At 74.5% G+C, this 18,193-nt stretch carries 10 protein-coding genes; all 10 read left to right on the top strand.

Annotation, left to right across the window (positions count from 1 at the left end):
- The first annotated feature begins 164 nt into the window (after window positions 1-164).
- Window positions 165-1,571 (top strand): FAD-dependent monooxygenase, encoded by a 1,407-nt coding sequence (locus ACN20G_RS36625; RefSeq protein ID WP_424217692.1) that lies wholly within the window; start codon window positions 165-167, stop codon window positions 1,569-1,571.
- Entirely contained in the window at window positions 1,568-3,067 is a 1,500-nt protein-coding gene (locus tag ACN20G_RS36620; protein WP_424217691.1) for an acyltransferase domain-containing protein, read from the top strand. Before ACN20G_RS36625 ends, ACN20G_RS36620 begins: the two co-directional genes overlap by 4 nt.
- On the top strand, window positions 3,064-9,045 hold the full coding sequence (locus ACN20G_RS36615; protein WP_424217690.1) for an SDR family oxidoreductase: 5,982 nt from the start codon (window positions 3,064-3,066) through the stop codon (window positions 9,043-9,045). The genes ACN20G_RS36620 and ACN20G_RS36615 overlap by 4 nt, the downstream gene beginning before the upstream one ends.
- Window positions 9,042-11,546: a KR domain-containing protein gene (locus ACN20G_RS36610; protein ID WP_424217689.1), complete on the top strand. Its 2,505-nt coding sequence runs from the start codon at window positions 9,042-9,044 to the stop codon at window positions 11,544-11,546. Before ACN20G_RS36615 ends, ACN20G_RS36610 begins: the two co-directional genes overlap by 4 nt.
- Entirely contained in the window at window positions 11,543-12,022 is a 480-nt protein-coding gene (locus ACN20G_RS36605) for an ester cyclase (protein WP_424217688.1), read from the top strand. Before ACN20G_RS36610 ends, ACN20G_RS36605 begins: the two co-directional genes overlap by 4 nt.
- Window positions 12,019-12,873, top strand: coding sequence for an SDR family NAD(P)-dependent oxidoreductase (locus ACN20G_RS36600; protein WP_424217687.1), 855 nt, complete (start codon window positions 12,019-12,021; stop codon window positions 12,871-12,873). Before ACN20G_RS36605 ends, ACN20G_RS36600 begins: the two co-directional genes overlap by 4 nt.
- Before the next feature lie 65 nt (window positions 12,874-12,938).
- A complete protein-coding gene (locus ACN20G_RS36595) occupies window positions 12,939-14,354 on the top strand; it encodes a cytochrome P450 (protein ID WP_424217686.1) in 1,416 nt (471 codons plus the stop codon).
- Complete coding sequence (locus ACN20G_RS36590) at window positions 14,351-15,868, top strand: aldehyde dehydrogenase family protein (protein ID WP_424217685.1); 1,518 nt, start codon at window positions 14,351-14,353, stop codon at window positions 15,866-15,868. Before ACN20G_RS36595 ends, ACN20G_RS36590 begins: the two co-directional genes overlap by 4 nt.
- Window position 15,869: 1 nt before the next feature.
- The gene (locus ACN20G_RS36585) at window positions 15,870-17,096 is read left to right on the top strand and encodes an FAD-dependent monooxygenase (RefSeq protein WP_424217684.1); all 1,227 of its coding nucleotides are present in this window, start codon (window positions 15,870-15,872) and stop codon (window positions 17,094-17,096) included.
- 59 nt (window positions 17,097-17,155) lie between these two features.
- Window positions 17,156-18,190 (top strand): NADP-dependent oxidoreductase, encoded by a 1,035-nt coding sequence (locus tag ACN20G_RS36580; RefSeq protein WP_424217683.1) that lies wholly within the window; start codon window positions 17,156-17,158, stop codon window positions 18,188-18,190.
- Window positions 18,191-18,193: the final 3 nt, after the last annotated feature.

The raw sequence follows: 18,193 nt of genomic DNA, 5'->3' as shown, positions 1-18,193 counted from the left end.
CCTGCGGGTTGTTCGGGCGTCGGACAAGGACGCCCGGAAACTTCGTCACGCCGCTCCGCGACTTCGTCACTTTCTCCGGTCAAATGACATAGTCCAGGAAACCAATTGTCGGCCGTTCGATCCCGTGCCTAATCTCCTCGAGTCCTCATCGAGAGGGGATTGATATGTACGACGTGATAGTCGTGGGGGCCCGCATTTCCGGGTCCGGGGTCGCCTGTCTGTTGGCCCGCGCGGGATATCGGGTACTGCTGGTGGACCGGGCTCGATTCCCCAGCGCAACGGCTTCCGAGACGAATCTGATCCACCCGGCGGGCGTCGCGGCATTGCGCCGCCTGGGGGTGCTCGACCGGCTCGCCGGCATGAACGTCCCCCGGATCACCCGATACGGGCTCCGGAGCGGCCCGGTTTCCCTGGAAGCCGAGCTCCCCGAGGTGGACGGGGTCGGGTACGCACTCTCGCCCCCGCGGGCGGAGCTCGACCACGCGATGGTGCTGACCGCCGTCGAGGCGGGCGCGGAGTTGCGTGAGGGAACGAACGTACAAGAACTTCTCCGTGACGATGACGGTCGGGTCGTCGGCGTCGCGGGTTCGCTGAAGGGTGGGCGGACTTTCACCGAAAAGGCGAGCCTGGTCATCGGTGCCGACGGGAAGAATTCCCGTGTCGCCGCCCTCGTCGGGGCGGTCTCATATCGGGATCATCCGGTGCTCGGAAAAAGCCACTGGACTTATTGGGAGGGGTTGCCGCAGGATTCCCTGGTCCGTACCTATCGAGGGTCCGGGGTGCATCCCTTCACCTGGCCCACCCACGACGGTCTGTCCATCGTCGGGGTGGCCCGGCCGACCGCCGGCTTCCCCTCGGGCGCGGCCGACGAGGAGATCGACCGCCTGGTCGTGGACGCCTTCGCCACGGTCGATCCGGACCTGTCGGCCCGACTGCGCGACACCCGCCGGGCGGGCCGTTGGCTCACCGGGGCGGTCCCCAATTTCCTCCGGACCTCGCACGGTCCCGGCTGGGCGCTGGTCGGCGACGCCGGGGCGACCCGGGATCCCATCACCGCCTCGGGCATCACCTTCGCCCTGCGGTCGGCGGAACTCCTCGCCGAACAGGTCGACTCCGCCCTCGCCGGTCGGGTGCCGCAGGCCCGGGCCCTGGCCGCCTACGGGATCCGCCGGGACGCCCTGCTGTCCGATCACCACGACTACACGCGGGACTACGCCCGCATCGCCCCCCATTCGCCGGAGGAGCGGGCCCTCATCGAGGCCATGGCCCGCAGCCAACGCCACGCGCGGGGCATGGTCGGCGTCTTCTCCACGGCGGTGCCGCCCGCCGAGTTCTACACCCGCGCCTCCTTCCGCGACCTCTTCGACTACCTGAACGACGACCGGCGCCTGCCGCTGTCCATCCGGGCCCTGCGCCTGCTGCTGGACGCCGCACCCGGGGCCCCCGGGGCCCTCGTGGACCGTGCGGTGGCCGCGCGACTGGGGCCCATGGGGCGCCTGTTGCTGAGCAGCCCCGTACCGGGCCGGACCGACCGGACACGCCCATCCCGTACGCACAAGGAGCACCGATGAACACGACGGAGACCACCACCCGCCCCGTGCTGCTCTTCCCGGGCCAAGGCGGCTACGACGGCCCCGCGCTGCACGCGGCCCGCACCCGGTACGCGGAGGTCGCCGGGATCCTCGACGCGGTCGACGCCGTCGCCGTCGACGCGTTCGACCACAAGCTGACCGACGTCCTCTTCGGCTCCGGTCCCCTGGACTCGGCCGCCCTCCTGCGGGAGGCGCCGTGGGTCTCCCAACTCGCCGTCTACGCCTCCGGGCTGGCCGCGCACCGGGTGCTGCGGGAGGCCGGTGTGACCCCTTCCGTCCTCGTCGGGCACAGCCTCGGTGAGATCACCGCGCTGGTCGCGGCCGGGTCCTTCGGCGTCGAGGACGGGGCGCGGATCGTGCTCCGTCGGACCGAGGCCGTCGCCGGCGCCGGGATCCGCGACGGGGCGATGGTGGCCGTCACCGCGTCGGCCGGGCGTTGCGCCCACCTGATCGGGCTGCTGGACGATCCCCGGCTCGTGGTGGCCGCCGTCAACCACGAGGCGCAGACCGTGCTGAGCGGTCCGCGGTCCGCGATGATCGAGGTCCGGGCGGTCGGGGCCGGGCTGGGCATCGGCGTGATCGACCTCGACGCGCCGTTCGCCTTCCACCACCCGGCGCTGGCCGGGTGCGCGGAGGAGTTCGCGGAATTCGTGCGGGGGCTGCCGGTCTCCGCGCCCGCCGTCCCGGTGTACTCGCCGATCCTCGGGCGCCGGTACCGCCCGGAGGACGACCTCGCCGAGCTGTTGGCCGCGCACTTCACGCGGCCGGTGGACTTCGCCGGCGCGGTGCGGGAGCTGCACGCCGGCGGTGAGCGCCTGTTCGTCGAGTGCGGTGGGCGGGGCACGCTGATCGGCTCGGTGCGCAAGGCGGTCGGGGAGGCGGACGGGCTGCTGACCCTGGCGACGCTGCTGACCGCCAAGGACGGCGCCCTCGCCCTGGACGGCTCCCTGGAGCGGCTGCGCGAGCTCGGCGCCGCCGAGGGGCTCGCGGCTCCCTCGCTGCGGGGTGTCCTCGCGCCAACCCTGACGGACGCGGAGTTCGAGGAGTTCTGGTCGGCCCGGGGCGGCGAGGTGCTGGCGCTGGTGAGCGGGTTGGCGGGGGAGTTCCGCGCGATCGGCTCCCCGGCCGGGGCCGACACTGCGACGGCGACCGGGCCGGCGGCCGACGCGCCCTCGGGCGGGGCGGTCGAGCCGGCCTCCCGGTGGGACCGGGAGGAGCTGCTGGCCGAGGTCCGGACGCTCTACGCCAGTGCCCTGGAGTACCCGGAGGACGTGTTCACCCCGGAGGCGCTGCTGGAGGCGGAGCTGGGCGTGGACTCCGTCAAGCAGGTCGAGTTGCTGACGCGGGCCTCGCGGCGGTTCGGTCTGCCGGCTCCCACCGAGTTCAAGCTCGCCGAGTACGACACCCTCGACCGGATCGTGGACCTGCTGGACTCCGAGCTGGCGCGCACCGGCCTCGACCGGGTCGCCGCGTGAGCGGCCGGCGGGACCTGGAGGGCCGCACGGCGCTGGTGACGGGCGGGGCGAAGAACGTCGGCAAGGCGATCTCACTGGCCCTCGCGGACAGGGGCGCGCACGTGCTCGTCAACTACTTCCACTCCCACGAGGAGGCCAAGCGCACCGTCGAGGAGTTGCGGGAGCGGGGCGCGCGGGCCGATCTGTTGCGGGCCTCGGTGGCCCGTCCCGAACAGGTCGAGCGGATGTTCGCCGAGATCGAGGAGCGCTTCGGGCGGCTCGACGTCCTCGTCAACAACGCCGCCGACGGGGCGCTGGTCCCCTGGGCGGAGCTCACCGACGAGCACGTGGACCGGGCGCTGAACACCAACCTGAAGGGGACGCTGCGCTGTTCCCGGGCGGCGGCCCGGCTGATGGCGCGCTCCGGCGGCGGGTCCATCGTCAACCTGTCGGCGCTGGGCAGCGCGCACCTCGTGATGGCGAACTACTTGGCGTGCGCGCCGGCGAAGGCGGCGGTGGAGGCCGTGACCCGGCACCTGGCCGTCGAGTTCGCGCCGTTGGGGATCCGGGTGAACACGGCCTCGGCCGCCATGCTCGTCAGTCCGGTCGCCGACGCGTTTCCCGAGGCCCCGGCGATGCGGGAGGCCATCGTGGGGGCCACCCCGCTCGGCCGGTTGGGCACCGCGGAGGAGTTCGCCGAGGTGGTGGCCTTCCTCGCGTGCGAGCGCTCCTCGTGGATGACCGGTCAGACCCTGCTGGCGGACGGCGGGCTGAGTCTGGGCGCCACCCTTCTGGCCCCGGCGCGCACGGCGGTCGACACGGACGCGGAGCCCGTGGTCGCGGACGCGGAGCCCGTGGTCGCGGACGCGGAGCCGGAGCCGGAGCCGGTGGTCGCGGACGTGGAGCCGGTCGGGGACGAGTACGACGGGGACGAGATCGCGATCGTCGGCATGGGGCTGGCCGTCAGTGGGGCGAACGGCCCGGAGGAGTACTGGCGGCTGCGGACCGAGGGCCGGGAGCTGTTCCGGGAGGTGCCGGAGGACCGTTGGGAGCGCTCCGGGTTCTCCTCCCCCGATGCGTCCGCCGAGGACAAGTCCTATCAGGACTCCTGCGTGTTCATCACCGATTTCGTCCCGGAGCCGGGGGCCCTGGAGGGGCTCTCCGCGCATCCCGACGACACCGAGCTGACCACCCTGTGGTTGCGCCACTCGCTGGTGCAGGCCATGGACGGGGTGCGCCGGCGTCCCCGGGACCGTTACTCCTTCCACGTCGGCTACACCGCGGACGGCAGCCAGCACCTGGAGGAGGCCGGCGTCCTGGCCGCCTCCCGGCACCTCGCCGCGCGGGCCGCCGAGGACCTGGGCATCACCGATCCCGGGCGGCTGCTGGGGACCATGGACCGGGTGCTGTCGGGCCGCTACCGGCGGGGCGCCGGCGCGGCGCCGCGTTTCCTCCCGCACCAGGTCGGCCACGAGGCCATGGCCGGGGTGCTGCCCGGTGGCACCGAGGTGCAGATGGTGGACACCGCCTGCTCCTCCTCCCTGTACGCCATCGACATCGGCGTCAAGGGGCTGCTCTCGGGCCGGCAGGACATCGCCGTCTGCGGCGGGGCCTTCGCCCTGGCGCCGCGCGGGACCGTGCTGTTCTCCAAGTTGAAGGGGCTCTCCCGGCGGGGCCGGGTGCACTCCCTGGACGCGGAGGCCGACGGTGTGATCTTCGCCGACGGGGCGGGGGTCGTGGTGCTCAAGCGGCTGAGCCGGGCGCGGGCCGACGGCGACCGGGTCCTGGGGGTCCTGCGCGCCTTCGGTTCCTCCTCCGACGGCAAGGGCAAGGCGATCTACGCTCCCAGCTCCGCCGGTCAGAGCCTGGCCGTGGAACGCGCGCTGGCGGCCGGGGGCCTCTCCGGGGGTGATGTGGACTGGGTCAACGCGCACGCGACGGGTACCCCGGCGGGCGATCTGGCGGAGTTCACCACGCTGCGCCGGTACTACGGCGTGGACCGGGCCGCGCCCGTCACCTCCAACAAGTCGCTGATCGGGCACACCGGTTGGGCGGCGGGTGTGGTGTCGCTGATCGAGTCGGTGCTCGCGTTGCGGCACGAGGTGATCCCGGGCCAGTACCGGTTCACCCGGGCGCCCGACGCCTTCGACATGGAGTCGACGGGGCTGGAGATCTCCGGGTCCCCGCGGCCGTGGACGCCGGCCCCCGGGACCCGGCGGACGGCGGCGATCTCCGGGTTCGGGTTCGGCGGGACCAACGCCCACCTGATCCTGACCGAGGCGGAGGCCGAGGCCGAGGTGGAGACGAAGAAGGAGAAGGAGAAGGCGCAGGCCGAGACGAAGGTCGAGACGGGGGCGGCGGGCGCGAGTGCCCCGCGGGCCGCGGGCGAGCGCGTGGCGGTGGTGGGCTGGTCCGCCAAGCTGCCGGCCGTCGACGAAGACGCGGACGTGGACTCCTGGCTGTCCGGCGACCGTGAGGTGCCCGCCGGCTTCGGCGACACCTACCCGGCGCCGCCGTTCCACCAGGTCCGGATGCCTCCCGCGACCGTACGGACCATCGACCGCTGCCAGTTGATGATCCTCCAGTGCGCGCACGCCCTGCGCGACCGGCTGCCCGAGTTCTGGCAGGAGCACGCCACCCGCACCGGGGTGGTCGTCGGCCACATGGGCCCGACCCGCTCCGCGATGCTGTACGCGGCGCGTTGCTACCTGGACGACATGGAGCGGGCCCTGCGGGCCGATCCCGAGGCCGCCGCGCACCCGGGGCTCGACCCGGTCCTGGCGGCCCTGCGCTCCCGGGTCCGCTCCCTCGTCCCGCCGTCCACCGAGGACTCCTTCCCGGGCATGATGCCCAACGTCATCTCGGCCCGGGTGGCCAACTACTTCGACCTGCGCGGGCCCAACATCACGGTGGACGTCGGCCTGGCCTCGGCGCTGTCGGCGCTGACGACCGCGGCCCGCTACCTGCGCGCCGGCGAACTCGACCTGGTCCTGGCGGGTGGGATCAACGGCAACAGCCTGCCCGAGTACGGGCCGTTGCTGTCGGAGGTCTTCGGGGCCGACCGGCCCGAACCGGCCGAGGGCGCGTTCCTGTTCGCCCTGACCACCGAGACGAAGGCCCGTGAGGCCGGTCTGGAGGTGTTGGGCTGGATCGACGAGCTGCCCGTGGACGGCGGGCCGACGCCCGGCGCCGAGGTCGTGGACTGCGGGCCCGGCGGGGCCTTCGGCCGGTACCTGGGGGCGGCCGGCGGGGCCGAGGTGCTCCGAGCCCTCCGGTTGGGCACCGGACCGACCGAGCTGCGGTGCGCGGAGACGGGCGGCGGCTCGACCGGTCTGGTCGTCACCCTCTCCCGGGAGCGCGCCGAGGTCCCGGAGCGTGCCGAGGTCCCGGAGGGCGCCGCGGACCTGGTCCGCCGGTACGTGCCGGTGCTGCGTCCGGAGCCGATCGAGCCGGCGCCGCCGGGTCGCGCGGCCGTCCCGGACGGGGCCCTGGTCCTCACGGACTCCCCGGAGACGGCCCTGCGCTGGTGCCGGGACGCCTCGGGGACGACCGTCCTGAGCACGCGGACCGACGGCGTCCCGCCGGCCGGTGTCCGGGCCGTGGCGGCCGACGCGGAGTCCGTGCGCGCCGCGCTGGCGTCCCGGTCCGGGCCGGTCCGGGACCTGGTGATCGTCACCGACCTCTCCGCGACCACCCCGGCCGCGACCGCGTTGACCGCCGGCGTCGGGCCGGTCACCACCCTGCACGACGTGGCGTTCCTGGTCCTGCAGGAGTGCTTCGAGGAGTTGGACGTGCCGGGGGGCTCGGTGGTCTTCGCCCTGCTCGGGGCCGAGCCCGGGGGTGTGGTCCACCCCTTGGCGGGCCTGTTCACGGGGCTCGCCAAGTGCGTGGCCCTGGAGTTGGCCGACGCCCGGTGCCTCGCGCTGGTCGCGGCCACCGCCGACGCCGACGAGGCGGCCCGGCTCGTCGCCGCGGAGCGCGGCGCCCGGCGGACGTTCCCCGTGGTCCACCACGACGGGACCCGCCGGCTGGTGCCCGCGCTGGCCGAACGTCCGGCCCCGGACGGCTCGGGCGCCGAGTCTCCGGGCGGGCCCGGGGCCCTCGGCCCCAATCCCGTGGTCGTGGCCCTGGGCGGGGCCCGGGGCATCACGGCGGAGCTGTTGGTCTCCCTCGCCGCCCGGCGGGGCGGCCGGCTGCACGTCCTGGGCAGCAACCCGATCGACTCGTACCCGGCGGAGGTGTTCACCGGCACCGACGAGGAGTTCGCCGCCCGCAGACCGGCGTTCATCTCGGAGCGGCTGCGGGCGGGTGACGGCAGCGTCGCGGAGATCAGCCGGCGGTTCGACCGGATGGTCGACGCCCGGGCCGCGCGCCGCAATCTGGACCGCATGCGGGCGGCGGGCGCGGTGGAGAGCGTCACCTACCACACCTGCGACGCCCGCGACGAAGCCTCGGTGCGGGCGGTGGTGGACGAGGTGCTGGCCCTGCGGGGACACGTCGATCTGCTCGTCAACGCGCCCGGACTGAACCGGTCGGCGCTGATCCGCGACAAGGACCTGGCGGAGTTCCGGCGGATCCGTGACCTCAAGGTGGACGCGCACCGGAATCTGCACCGGGCCTTCGCGGGGCGTCCGCCCCGGCTGTGGTGCGACTTCGGTTCCCTGCTCGGCTATTTCGGGCAGCGGGGCGAGGCCGACTACGCCTCCGGCAACGACTACCTGTCCACGGCCGCGGCCTACGCGGCGGCCACGACGGGCACCGACGAGTTCGTCATCGGCTGGACCCTGTGGGACGAGGTCGGGATGGGGGCGAACGAGCTGACCCGGGAGTACTTCAAGCGGGCCGGTTCCTACAGCCACATGTCGGTCGCGGAGGGCATCCGGCACTTCGAGGCGGAGTTGGACGCCGCCGCGCGGGCGCCGCTGTCCGTGCACATGGGGGACGCCGAACGGTCCACCGTCGGACGGTTCCACCCGGGCTTCCTCGGCGCGGACCGGGGACGGTTCTACCTCCGTCGGGAACTGCCCGCCCCGGAGCCGGGCCCCGGCGGGGCGGACCCCGCCGTCGGCCGGGCCGTCCGTTTCGAGTGCGTCATGGACCTGGACACCGACGGCTACCTGCGCCACCACCTGGTGCGCGGGGTGCCGACCCTGCCAGGCACCTTCGTGACCGAGATGGCGGCGGAGGCCGCGCTCGCCCTCGTGCCCGGTGGCACGGTGGTGGCCTTCGAGGACCTCCGGTTCCTGCGCTTCCTCCAGGTCCGGGAGGGCGCCCCGCCCTCCCCGAAGCGCGTGACCGCCCGGGTGGAGCGTCGGGTGGACGGGCTCACGACGGTGGCGGTGGAGATCACCCACGACGTGGTGTCCCCGGGCGGGGTCACCCTCGTCTCGGACCGGGCCCACTTCACGGCCCGCGTCCTGGTCGGCGAGGGGTACCCGACGGCGCCGAGCTGGCCGGCCCGGGACCGGGAGGGCGAGGTGCCCGTGCCCGACCCGTACCACGTCCCGACCGCGCCGGTGGTGCTGTCCGGCCCGTTCCGGGTCACCGGTGACACCGCCCACCACCCCGACGGGGCCCGCTCGGTGTTCCGGGCAGGTCCCCTGTCCGAAGGCCCCTGGAGGGAGTTCCTGATGCCCACCCTGCTGCTCGACGCGATGGCGCGGACGGGGGTGCTCGCGCCCGTCGACGGTCTCGTGCCGATCGCCGCCCCGCTGTCGATCCGCCGGATCGACCTGTACGAGACGGGCAACGACCTCGATCTGACCCGGGCCCACGGCGTCCTGGACCTGCACGTGGCCCGTCCCGGGTTCCGGCCCGCGCCGGACGCGGCGGGCGCGGAGGCCGACACGCAGGAGAACCGGTTCGTGGCCGTGACCGGGAACGGCCGGGTCGTCGCCCAGATGAAGGGGGTGGACGCGGTGGTGATCGGATGGCTCGATCCGGACCGCGGGGTCGTGCTGGAGGCCGCGGCCACGAGCGGCGCCGGGGAGGTCCGGTGAGCGTGGAGGCACCGCCGTCGCCGCGCCGGAAGTCGCCGGACACGGCGGCCCCGGAGTCCGGCGCCGCTCCGGTGCGCCGGGTGCTCTGGCGGCTCTCGCCGGCCGCGCCGGCCTCCGGGCCGGGGCGTCTGGACGGCCGGAGGGCCGTGGTCCTCGGCGGCGCCCCCGGGCTCGCGCGGCGGGTCCGGGACCGGCTGCGGGAGCTGGGCGCGCGGGTCGAGGACGAACCGGGGGCGGAGGTCCCCGACACCATCGTGGACCTGACGATGGCCGAACCCTACGATCCGGAGACCCCGGGGGCGTGGCGGGAGCCGCTGCTGCGGACCTTCGAGGTGCTGCGGCGCTGCCACGGCGCGTGGAGCGAGGAGGAGCGGGCCGGGCGGCTGCGGTACCTGGCGGTGACCTACCTCGGGGGCGGCATGGGCCGGCATCCCGAGGACGACGTGGCGCAGCCCCTGGGCGGGCTGTGGGCCGGGCTCGCCAAGACCCTCCACCGGGAACTGCCCGCGTGCGAGGCGCGGGTGGTCGACGTCCCGCTCGGTGGGCTCGACGAGCTGCCCGAGATCGTGGCGCGGGAACTGGCCACGTCGGGGCTCATCGAGATCGGGCACCGGGACGACGGGCGCTGGACCCTGCGGCCTGAGGCGGTCGCGCCCGGCCCGGCCGAGATCCGTTGGGACGCCTCGGACACGGTGCTGATCAGTGGTGGGGGGCGCGGCATCGGCATGGCCCTGGCCCGTCGGTTGGCGGCCGTCTCGGGGGCCCGTGTCATCGTGACCGGCCGCGCGGAGCTGCCCCCCGAGGAGGAGTGGGCGGCCCACACCCCGCGCGCGCTGGCGGCCCGGACCGCCGCCCTGTGGGGCGGACGGGGGCCGGGCCGGTCGGTGGCGGCGATCCGGGCGGACATCGCCCGCGCCGAACAGACCTGGGAGACGGTCGGGGCGCTGCGGGAGGCCGCGGCCTCGGGCGCCCGGGTGGAGTACCGGCGTTGCGACGTCACCGATCCGGAGCAGGTCGGCCGGCTGGTCGCCGATCTGCCCGGGCTGACGGGCGTCGTCCACAACGCGGGCCTGGACCGGCCGACCCGGCTGCCGGGGAAGTCCGACGCCGACGTCCTCGCCGTGGTGGCCACGAAGGTCGACGCGTTCGGGCACCTGTTCCGCGCGGTCCGGGACCTGGACCTGAAGGTGTTCTGCACGGTCGGCTCGCTGACCGGCAGGTTGGGCGGGATGGTCGGGCAGTTCGACTACGCGGCGGCCAACGAGTGCCTGGCGCGGCTGGGTTGCTGGGCCCGGCGGCGGGCCCGGTTCCCGGTGATGACCTTGGCCTGGCCCACCTGGGCGCGGCTGGGGCTGATCGCGAACTTCGAGGCGAGCCTGCGGTACATGGCCGCGATGGACGTGGCCGAGGGCCTCGACCACTGGATGGCCGAGTTGGGGGCGGGCACGTCCGGGGAGGTCTCGTTCGTGGGGCCGCTCGGGCCGGCCCTGAGTCCTTCCCAGGCGGTCGGGCATCCGCTGACCGAGGCGCTGCCGGGCCACGCCTCGGTGCTCCCCAAGATCTTCCACCTCGGGGTCCCCGAGCGGTACCGGCCCCAGCGGCGCCTGGTGTCCCGGATCTCGTTCGACCCGGGGACCAGCCCGGCGGTCGGGGACTTCACGGTCGGCGGCGCGCCGGCCGTCCCGGTCGGCGTGCTGCTGGAGAGCGCCGTGCGGGGGGCCGAGTGGGTGTTGCCGACGACGGACGCGGTGCCCCGGTCGCTGCTCGCGATCGAGGGGTTGTCCGTGCCGTGGTCCTTGTTGGCCGCGGGCCCCGGGGGATCGGTGCGGCTGCGCCGGGACGTGCGGTTCGAGGAGGACGGGGACCGGTGGACGGTGCTGGTCGCCTTCGAACCGGTCGACGGGCCCGCGGCGGGTCCGGCGGGCGAGCCGGTCCGGGCCCGGATGCGGCTGCGCTACGGCCGGCGTCCGGAACCGGACGGGCCGCCCGCCCCGCCGCCGGGGGCTCCGGGTCCGGCGCGGGAGGGGGTCCTGCTCACCGGGGTCCCGCTGCTCGCCTGGCGCGGGTTGGCCGTCCCCCAGGCCCCCTGGCGGGTGGAGTCCGGGGGGCGGATGGCCGCCGAGGTGACCCGCTGCCGGCCCGCCGACCTGTGGGCGGTGCCCGCCCCGCCTGCGTGCGCCGTGCCCGTGGCGGAGATCGAGAACGTGGTGCGCGCGGTCACCTCCCGGCTGCCGGGGATCGCCGCCACTCCCGACCCGCTGATCCTGCACCGCGTCGAGCTGTACGGCGGCGCACCCCGGCGCACCCGCGTCACCGGGGACACCGCACTGGGCGTGTGGCGGATCACGGACGCCGCCGACGGCGCGCCGGTGGCGGTGGTCCATCGCGACGCCCATCCCCTCGCCCTCTCCCCCACCCATCCCCCTCTCCCCCGCGACGGCGCCGATTCCGGTGACCGATCCGTCCGCACCCCGTCCGACACCGCCAGGAGGCGATCATGACCGAGAGCACGAACCCGACCACGACCCCGGCCGCGACCCCGGACACGTCCGCGAACCGGGCCGCGATCAGCGCCCACCGTCGGCTGCTGGAGCACTACTACGAGGAGTGCCTGAACAAGGGCGACCTGGACGCCGTGTACGCCAAGGCCATCCCCGAACACATCAGCCACGGCACCGTCGCCGAGGGCTTCGAGGGCGTCGAGCACCTGCGGGAGTGGGTCCGGATCCAGCGCGACTCCTTCCCCGACCTGCACGTCACCGTCGACGAGTGGATCGAGGACGGCGATCGCGTCGTGCAGCGGTTCACCGCCCGGGGCAGCCACACCGGCGCGGACTACCACGGCATCCCGGCGTCCGGCCGCCCCTTCGAGATCTGGGGCATCGTCATCGACCACTTCGTGGACGGCAAGATCGTGGAGAGCTGGTTCTCCATGGACGGCATGGACCTCGCCCGGCAGCTCGGGGTGTTCGGGTGAGCACCGGGCCCGTCTGCCTGATCACGGGGTGCTCCTCCGGCATCGGCCGGGCGACCGCGCTCCGGTTGCACCAGGAGGGGGCGCGGGTCGTGGCCACGGCCCGGGACCCGCGGACCCTCGCGGACCTGGCCGCGCTCGGCATGACCACGCTGGCCCTGGACGTCACCGAGGCCGCCTCGGCCGAGGCGGCCGTCGCGGCCGCGAACGCGCGCCACGGCGGTGTCGACGTGCTCGTCAACAACGCCGGGTACGGGCTCTCGGGGACCTTCGAGGAGACCTCGCTGGAGCGGGTTCGCGACCAGTTCGAGACGAACGTCTTCGGGGTGGTGCGGCTCACCCGGCTCGTGCTTCCCGGGATGCGGGCGCGCGGGCGGGGCACGGTCGTCAACGTGTCGTCCATCTTCGGGCGGTACGTGGCGCCGGGCGGCGGGTACTACGCCGCCACCAAGCACGCCCTGGAGGCGCTGAGCGACGCGCTGCGCCTGGAGACCGCCGGTTTCGGCGTCCGGGTGGCCGTCGTCGAACCGGGGCCCGTGCACACCCCGTGGGGCCGGACCTTCCTCGATCACCTCCCCACCGGCGACCCCACCTCTCCCTACCACCGCTTCCACGAGCGCACGGCCGCCTACTACGGGGCGCTGTACGAGGGCACCGCGCGCACCCTCGCGGCCCGGTTCGCCCTCACCCCGGAGCGGGTGGCGCAGACCATCGCGCGGGCGGCCCTGGCCCGGCGGCCCCGGGCCAGGTATCCCGTCGGGGTCCTGGCCGCCTCCACCGTGACGCTGCGCCGGCTGGTCCCGGACTCCGTCTTCGACCACGCCTTCGTCCGCCGGCAGTTCCCGGTGCCGTGACCGGGCCCGCCGGCCGTCCGGCGCCGCCGACCCCGAATCCCGTCCACCCCGAGGTGACCCTCCCCATGATCACGAGCCCGTCCCGCCCCGCGTCCCGGACCGTACCGGGCCCCCGCGGGCTGCCCCTGTTGGGAAGCCTGCCGCAGTGGAAGAAGTCCACCGCCGAGTTCCTGTTGCGCACCCAGCGCGACCACGGCGAGATCAGCCGGATCACGCTCGGCCCGCAGTCCGTCTACCTGGTCTCGGCCCCCGACGCCGTGGGCCGCGTCCTGAAGGAGAACAGCGGGAACTACGTCCGCGGGGTCCTGTACGACCAGTTCAAGATCGTCATGGGTGACGGGTTGCTCACCACGGACGGCGACTTCTGGAAGTCCCACCGGCGGGCCGTCCAGCCTGTGTTCCTCCGCAAGGCCGTGAACGCGGTCGCCCCCTACGTGGTGGAGGCCACCCGCGAGATGCTCGACGAGTGGGAGGGCAAGGCCCGGCGGGGCGAGCCCGTGGACCTGGTCGCCGAGACGCTCCGGCTGACCCTGGTGACCCTGAGCCGTTCCCTGTTCGGCTACGACATCCGCCCGTCCACCCCCGTCCTGAAGGACGTGGTGGACAACGTGGTGGAGGTGATGTTCAAGCACGGGACGGTCTCCGAGATGTTGCCGTCCTGGGTGCCGACCCGGCGCAATCGGGGCATCGCCCGGGACCGCCGGATCTTCGGCCGCCTGGTCGAGGACATCCGCGGGCACCACGCGGAGACCGGCGAGGGCCGGCTGATGGAGCTGATCGAGGCCGCCACCGACCCCGTCACCGGGGAGCGCTGGACGGACCGGGAGGTCCGGGACGAGGTCCTCACCATCTACCTGGCCGGCCACGAGACCACCGCGGTGGGCCTGTTGTGGAGCCTGCTGTCGGTGGCCAACAACCCTTCCGTCCAGGAGGAGATGGACGACGAGCTGACCCGTGTCCTGAGCGGCCGCGAACCGGACCCGGAGGACCTGGAGGCGCTGCCCTACACCCGGCAGGTGATCGACGAGAGCCTGCGCCTGTACCCGCCGATCTGGATCTACCCGCGCGACGCGGTCGGGGACGACGAGTTGGCCGGGCACCACATACCCGGCGGGTCCTCCGTCCTGCTCTCCCCGCTGGTCTCGCACCGCAACCCCCGCTACTGGGACAACCCCGAGGCATTCGACCCGCACCGCTTCGACCCCGAGCGGGTGCGGGAGCGGCCCCGCATGACCTACTTCCCCTTCGGCGCGGGCGCCCGCATGTGCATCGGGAACTTCATGGCCCTGTTGGAGCTGCGGATCGCCATGGCGATGATCACCCAGCGGTTCCGGCTGAGCCTGGTCCCGGGCGACTTCCTCCGCTACGGGGACACGGCGATCTCGCTGCGGCCGATGAACCGCGTCCTGGTCACCCTGCACCCCCGGGAGCGGCCGGGCACCCGTCCGCGCACGGAGCCCGACGCGGCGGTGACGGTGTGAGCGCGGGTTCCCCGGCCACGTTCGTCTCCACCGCCCCCCGCGACGGCCGGGTGCTCGGGAGCTACCCGCTGCACCGGGCCGAGGAGGTGGCGGCGCGGGTGGCCGCCGCGCGCGCCGCGGCCCCGGCCTGGGTCGCCCTCGGGCACCGGGGCCGGGCCGCGCGCCTGGACGCCTGGCGCCGGCTGATCCTGCGCCGGTCCCGCGAACTGGTGGAGCTGATCTCCGCCGAGACCGGGAAGACCACCTCCGACGCCCGCCTGGAGGTGCTGCTCGTCGCCACCCACCTGCGGTGGGCGGCCCGCAACGCCGGGCGCGTGCTCCGGCGCCGCCCGGTGGCGCCCGGCCCCCTGATGTTCCACCACACGGCCGCCGTCGAGCACCTCCCGCTGGGCGTGGTCGGGGTGATCGGCCCCTGGAACCATCCCGCGTTCATCCCGATCGGGCCCGTGGCCGCGGCCCTCGCCGCCGGCAACACCGTGGTCCTCAAGCCCAGCGAGCACGCTCCGGCCGTCGGCTCCTGGCTGGTCGACGCCTTCGCGGAGGCCACCGGGGCGCGGGACGCGCTGCGGATCGTCCACGGGGACGGGGACACCGGCGCGGCGTTGTGCCGCTCCGGCGTGGACAAGATCGCGTTCACCGGGTCCACGGAGACCGGCCGGCGCGTGATGGCCGCCTGCGCCGAGACCCTCACCCCCGTGGTCCTCGAATGCGGCGGGAAGGACGCGGTGATCGTGGACCGGGACGTCGATCCGGCGGCCGTCGCGGAGGCCGTGGTCTGGGGCGGCCTCGCCAACGCCGGCCAGACCTGCGTGGGCGTCGAACGGGTCTACGTCCACGAGGCGGTCGCGGACCGGTTCCTCGCCGAGGTCGTCGCGCACGCGGCCGGCCTGCGCGTCGGCACGGGCCCGGACGCGCACCTCGGCCCGATGGCCACGTCCGCCCAGCCCGAGGTGGTGCTGGAGCACGTCCGTGACGCGCTCCGGCGGGGCGGGCGGGCCCTGCTCGGGGGGCCCGAGGCCGTGGACAGCTCCCTGGTCGCCCCGATCGTGCTCACCGACGTGCCCGAGGACGCGCTCGTGATGACCCGGGAGACCTTCGGCCCGGTCCTGGTCGTCAACCGGGTCGCGACCGCGGCCGAGGCCGTCGAGCGGGCCAACTCCGGCCCGTACGGGCTGGGCGCGGCCGTCTTCTCCCGGTCCCGGGGCCCGGCCCTCGCGGCGGGGCTGCGGGTCGGCATGGTCTCCGTGAACTCGGTCCTCGGGTTCGCCGGGGTTCCCGGCCTGCCGTTCGGCGGGACCGGCGCGTCGGGGTTCGGGCGGGTGCACGGTCCCGAGGGGCTGCGCGAGTTCACCCACACCCGCGCGACCGCCCGGCAGTGGCTGCGGCCCCCCGTGACCCCGCAGTCGTTCCGGACCTCCCCCCGGACCCTGGGGGCCCTGCTCGGGTTGGTCCGGCTCGGCCACGGGGCCGGGTTCCCCGATCGAAGACGACGACGGCGAAAGGCGGACCGCTGAGATGGGACTCCCCGACGAGACCGAGGTGCTGGTCGTGGGCAGCGGCCCCGCCGGCGCGCTGCTCGGCACCATGCTCGCGCGCCGCGGCGTCGACGTCCTGGTGGTCGAGAAGCAGACCGACTTCGAACGCGACTTCCGGGGCGAGAGCCTGGCCTCCCCGTCCGTCCTGGCGCTGCGGGCCCTCGGCTTCGGTCCCGCCCTCGACGCCCACGGCTACCTGGAGAGCACCGGGGTCGCGATGTGGTTGGAGGGGCGCGAGGTCTTCCACGTGGACTACCGGCGCTTCGCCGGCGACACCCTGCCGATCGAGTTCCCGCAGCCCCCGTTGATCCGCGCCTTCCACGCGGCCTCCGAGGGCCTGGCCTCCCACCACTTCGCCTCCGGGGTCCGCTTCACGTCCCTGGTGGAGCGGGACGGGGCGGTGCGCGGGGCCGTGCTCCGGGGCCCGGACGGGGGCTCCGTCACCGTCCGGGCGCGACTGGTCGTGGGGGCCGACGGCCGGTTCTCCCGGGTCCGCAAGGCGGCCGGGCTGGACCCCTCGGTGCTCCAGGCCGAACGCGACCTGCTGTCCTTCCGGCTGCCCCGACCCGAGGGCTGGGCGCTGCGCTCCGAACTCGTGGTGGACCGGGACCGCCACCTGGCCATCCTGCCGACCCATCCCGACGCCCTGCGGGTCAGCCACAACCTGCCCAAGCGGGGACTGGGCGCGCTGCGCAAGGAGGGCCTGGACGCCTTTCGGGACCGGGTGGCCGCCATCGACCCCCGGATCGCCCCGTTGATCCGCGAACACCTGCGTTCCTGGGACGACACCGGCTTCCTGGAGGTGTTCAACGCCTCCGTCCCCCAGTGGACCCGGGACGGGCTCGTGCTGATCGGGGACGCCTCCCACACCGCGACCCCGACCCTCGGCCAGGGGGTCAACCTGGCCGTGCAGGACGTGGTGGGCCTCACCCCGCTGATCGCCGGCGCGCTGCGTTCCGGGGACCGTGACGGGGTCGTCCGGGCCCGGACCTTCGAGGCGTTCGTGGAGGAACGCCGCCGGCACAAGGAGTTCGTCACCGGTTTCCAGCGGCGTCAGGAGAGCTCGCTCGCCGCTCGGGGCACCGGCGAGGTCCTGTTGCGGCGCGCCCGGATGCGCGCGTTGAACGCGCTGTCCCCGGTCAAGTACCGGGTCTTCGACCGCTTGTTGAACCGCCCGCACGCCATCGACCCCCTCGACCTGCCGTGATCCGCCGGTCGCCCCGACCTGACCACCGCGTCCCGCACACCCCGTTGGAGGACTCCCTCGTGCCCACCCCGTCCGTACCGTCCACGCCGCCCACCCGGACCCGGGCCTGGCACCTCGTGGCCCGCCCGGTCGGCGAGCCGACGCCCGCCGACTTCGCCCTGCGCCCCCTCGACCTGCCGCCCGTCGGCCCCGGGGAACTCCTGGTGCGCAACACCCACTTCTCGGTGGACCCGTACATGCGCGGCCGGATGGGGACCACCCCCGGGCACGCCTACTTCCCGCCCTACCCGCTGGACGAGCCGCTGGTGGGGCACGCCCTGGGGGAGGTGCTCGTCTCCCGGAGCCCGGACGTCGCCGTCGGCGAGCACGTGGTGCACTTCGCGGGCTGGCGGGAGCACGCGGTGGTGCCGGCCGACACCGTGACCCGGATCGAGCCCGGGCCGGTCCCGCTCACCGCGCACCTGGGCGTGCTCGGCATGACCGGGCTCTCCGCGTACGTGGCCCTGTTCGACATCGCGTCGTTCCGTCCCGGCGACACCGTCTTCGTCTCCGGGGCCGCCGGCGCGGTCGGCGGGCAGGTCGGCCGGATGGCGCGGCTGGCGGGCGCGGCGCGGGTCATCGGCTCGGCGGGCACCGACGAGAAGGTGCGGCTCCTGCTGGAGGACGGCTTCGACGCCGCCTTCAACCACCGCCGGGGTCCCGTGCTCGACCAGCTCGCGCAGGCCGCGCCCAAGGGCGTCGACGTGTGCGTGGACACCGTGGGCGGTGCGCACCTGGAGGCCGCGATCCGGGTGATGAACGAACACGGCCGGATCGCCCTGTGCGGGGCGATCTCCCAGTACAACGACGTGGAGGACGCGCCGGGCCCGAGCGGTCTGGCCCAGGCGATCGGGAAGCGGCTGACCCTGCGCGGCATGATCGTGACCGATCACGAGGACGTGCTGCCGAGGTTCGTCGAGGAGGTCGGCGGCTGGGTCGGCTCCGGCGCGCTGCGGCACCGGGAGACCTTCGTCGACGGCATCGAGAACGGTGTCGGGGCGTTCCTCGGCCTCTTCCGGGGCGACAACGTCGGCAAGACCCTCGTCCGGCTGTGACCG

The organism is Streptomyces dryopteridis (genome assembly GCF_049606955.1).
Classification (GTDB): Bacteria; Actinomycetota; Actinomycetes; order Streptomycetales; family Streptomycetaceae; genus Streptomyces.
The sequence above is the reverse complement of the archived record's forward strand: the minus strand, read 5'-3'. Positions and strand labels throughout refer to the sequence as shown.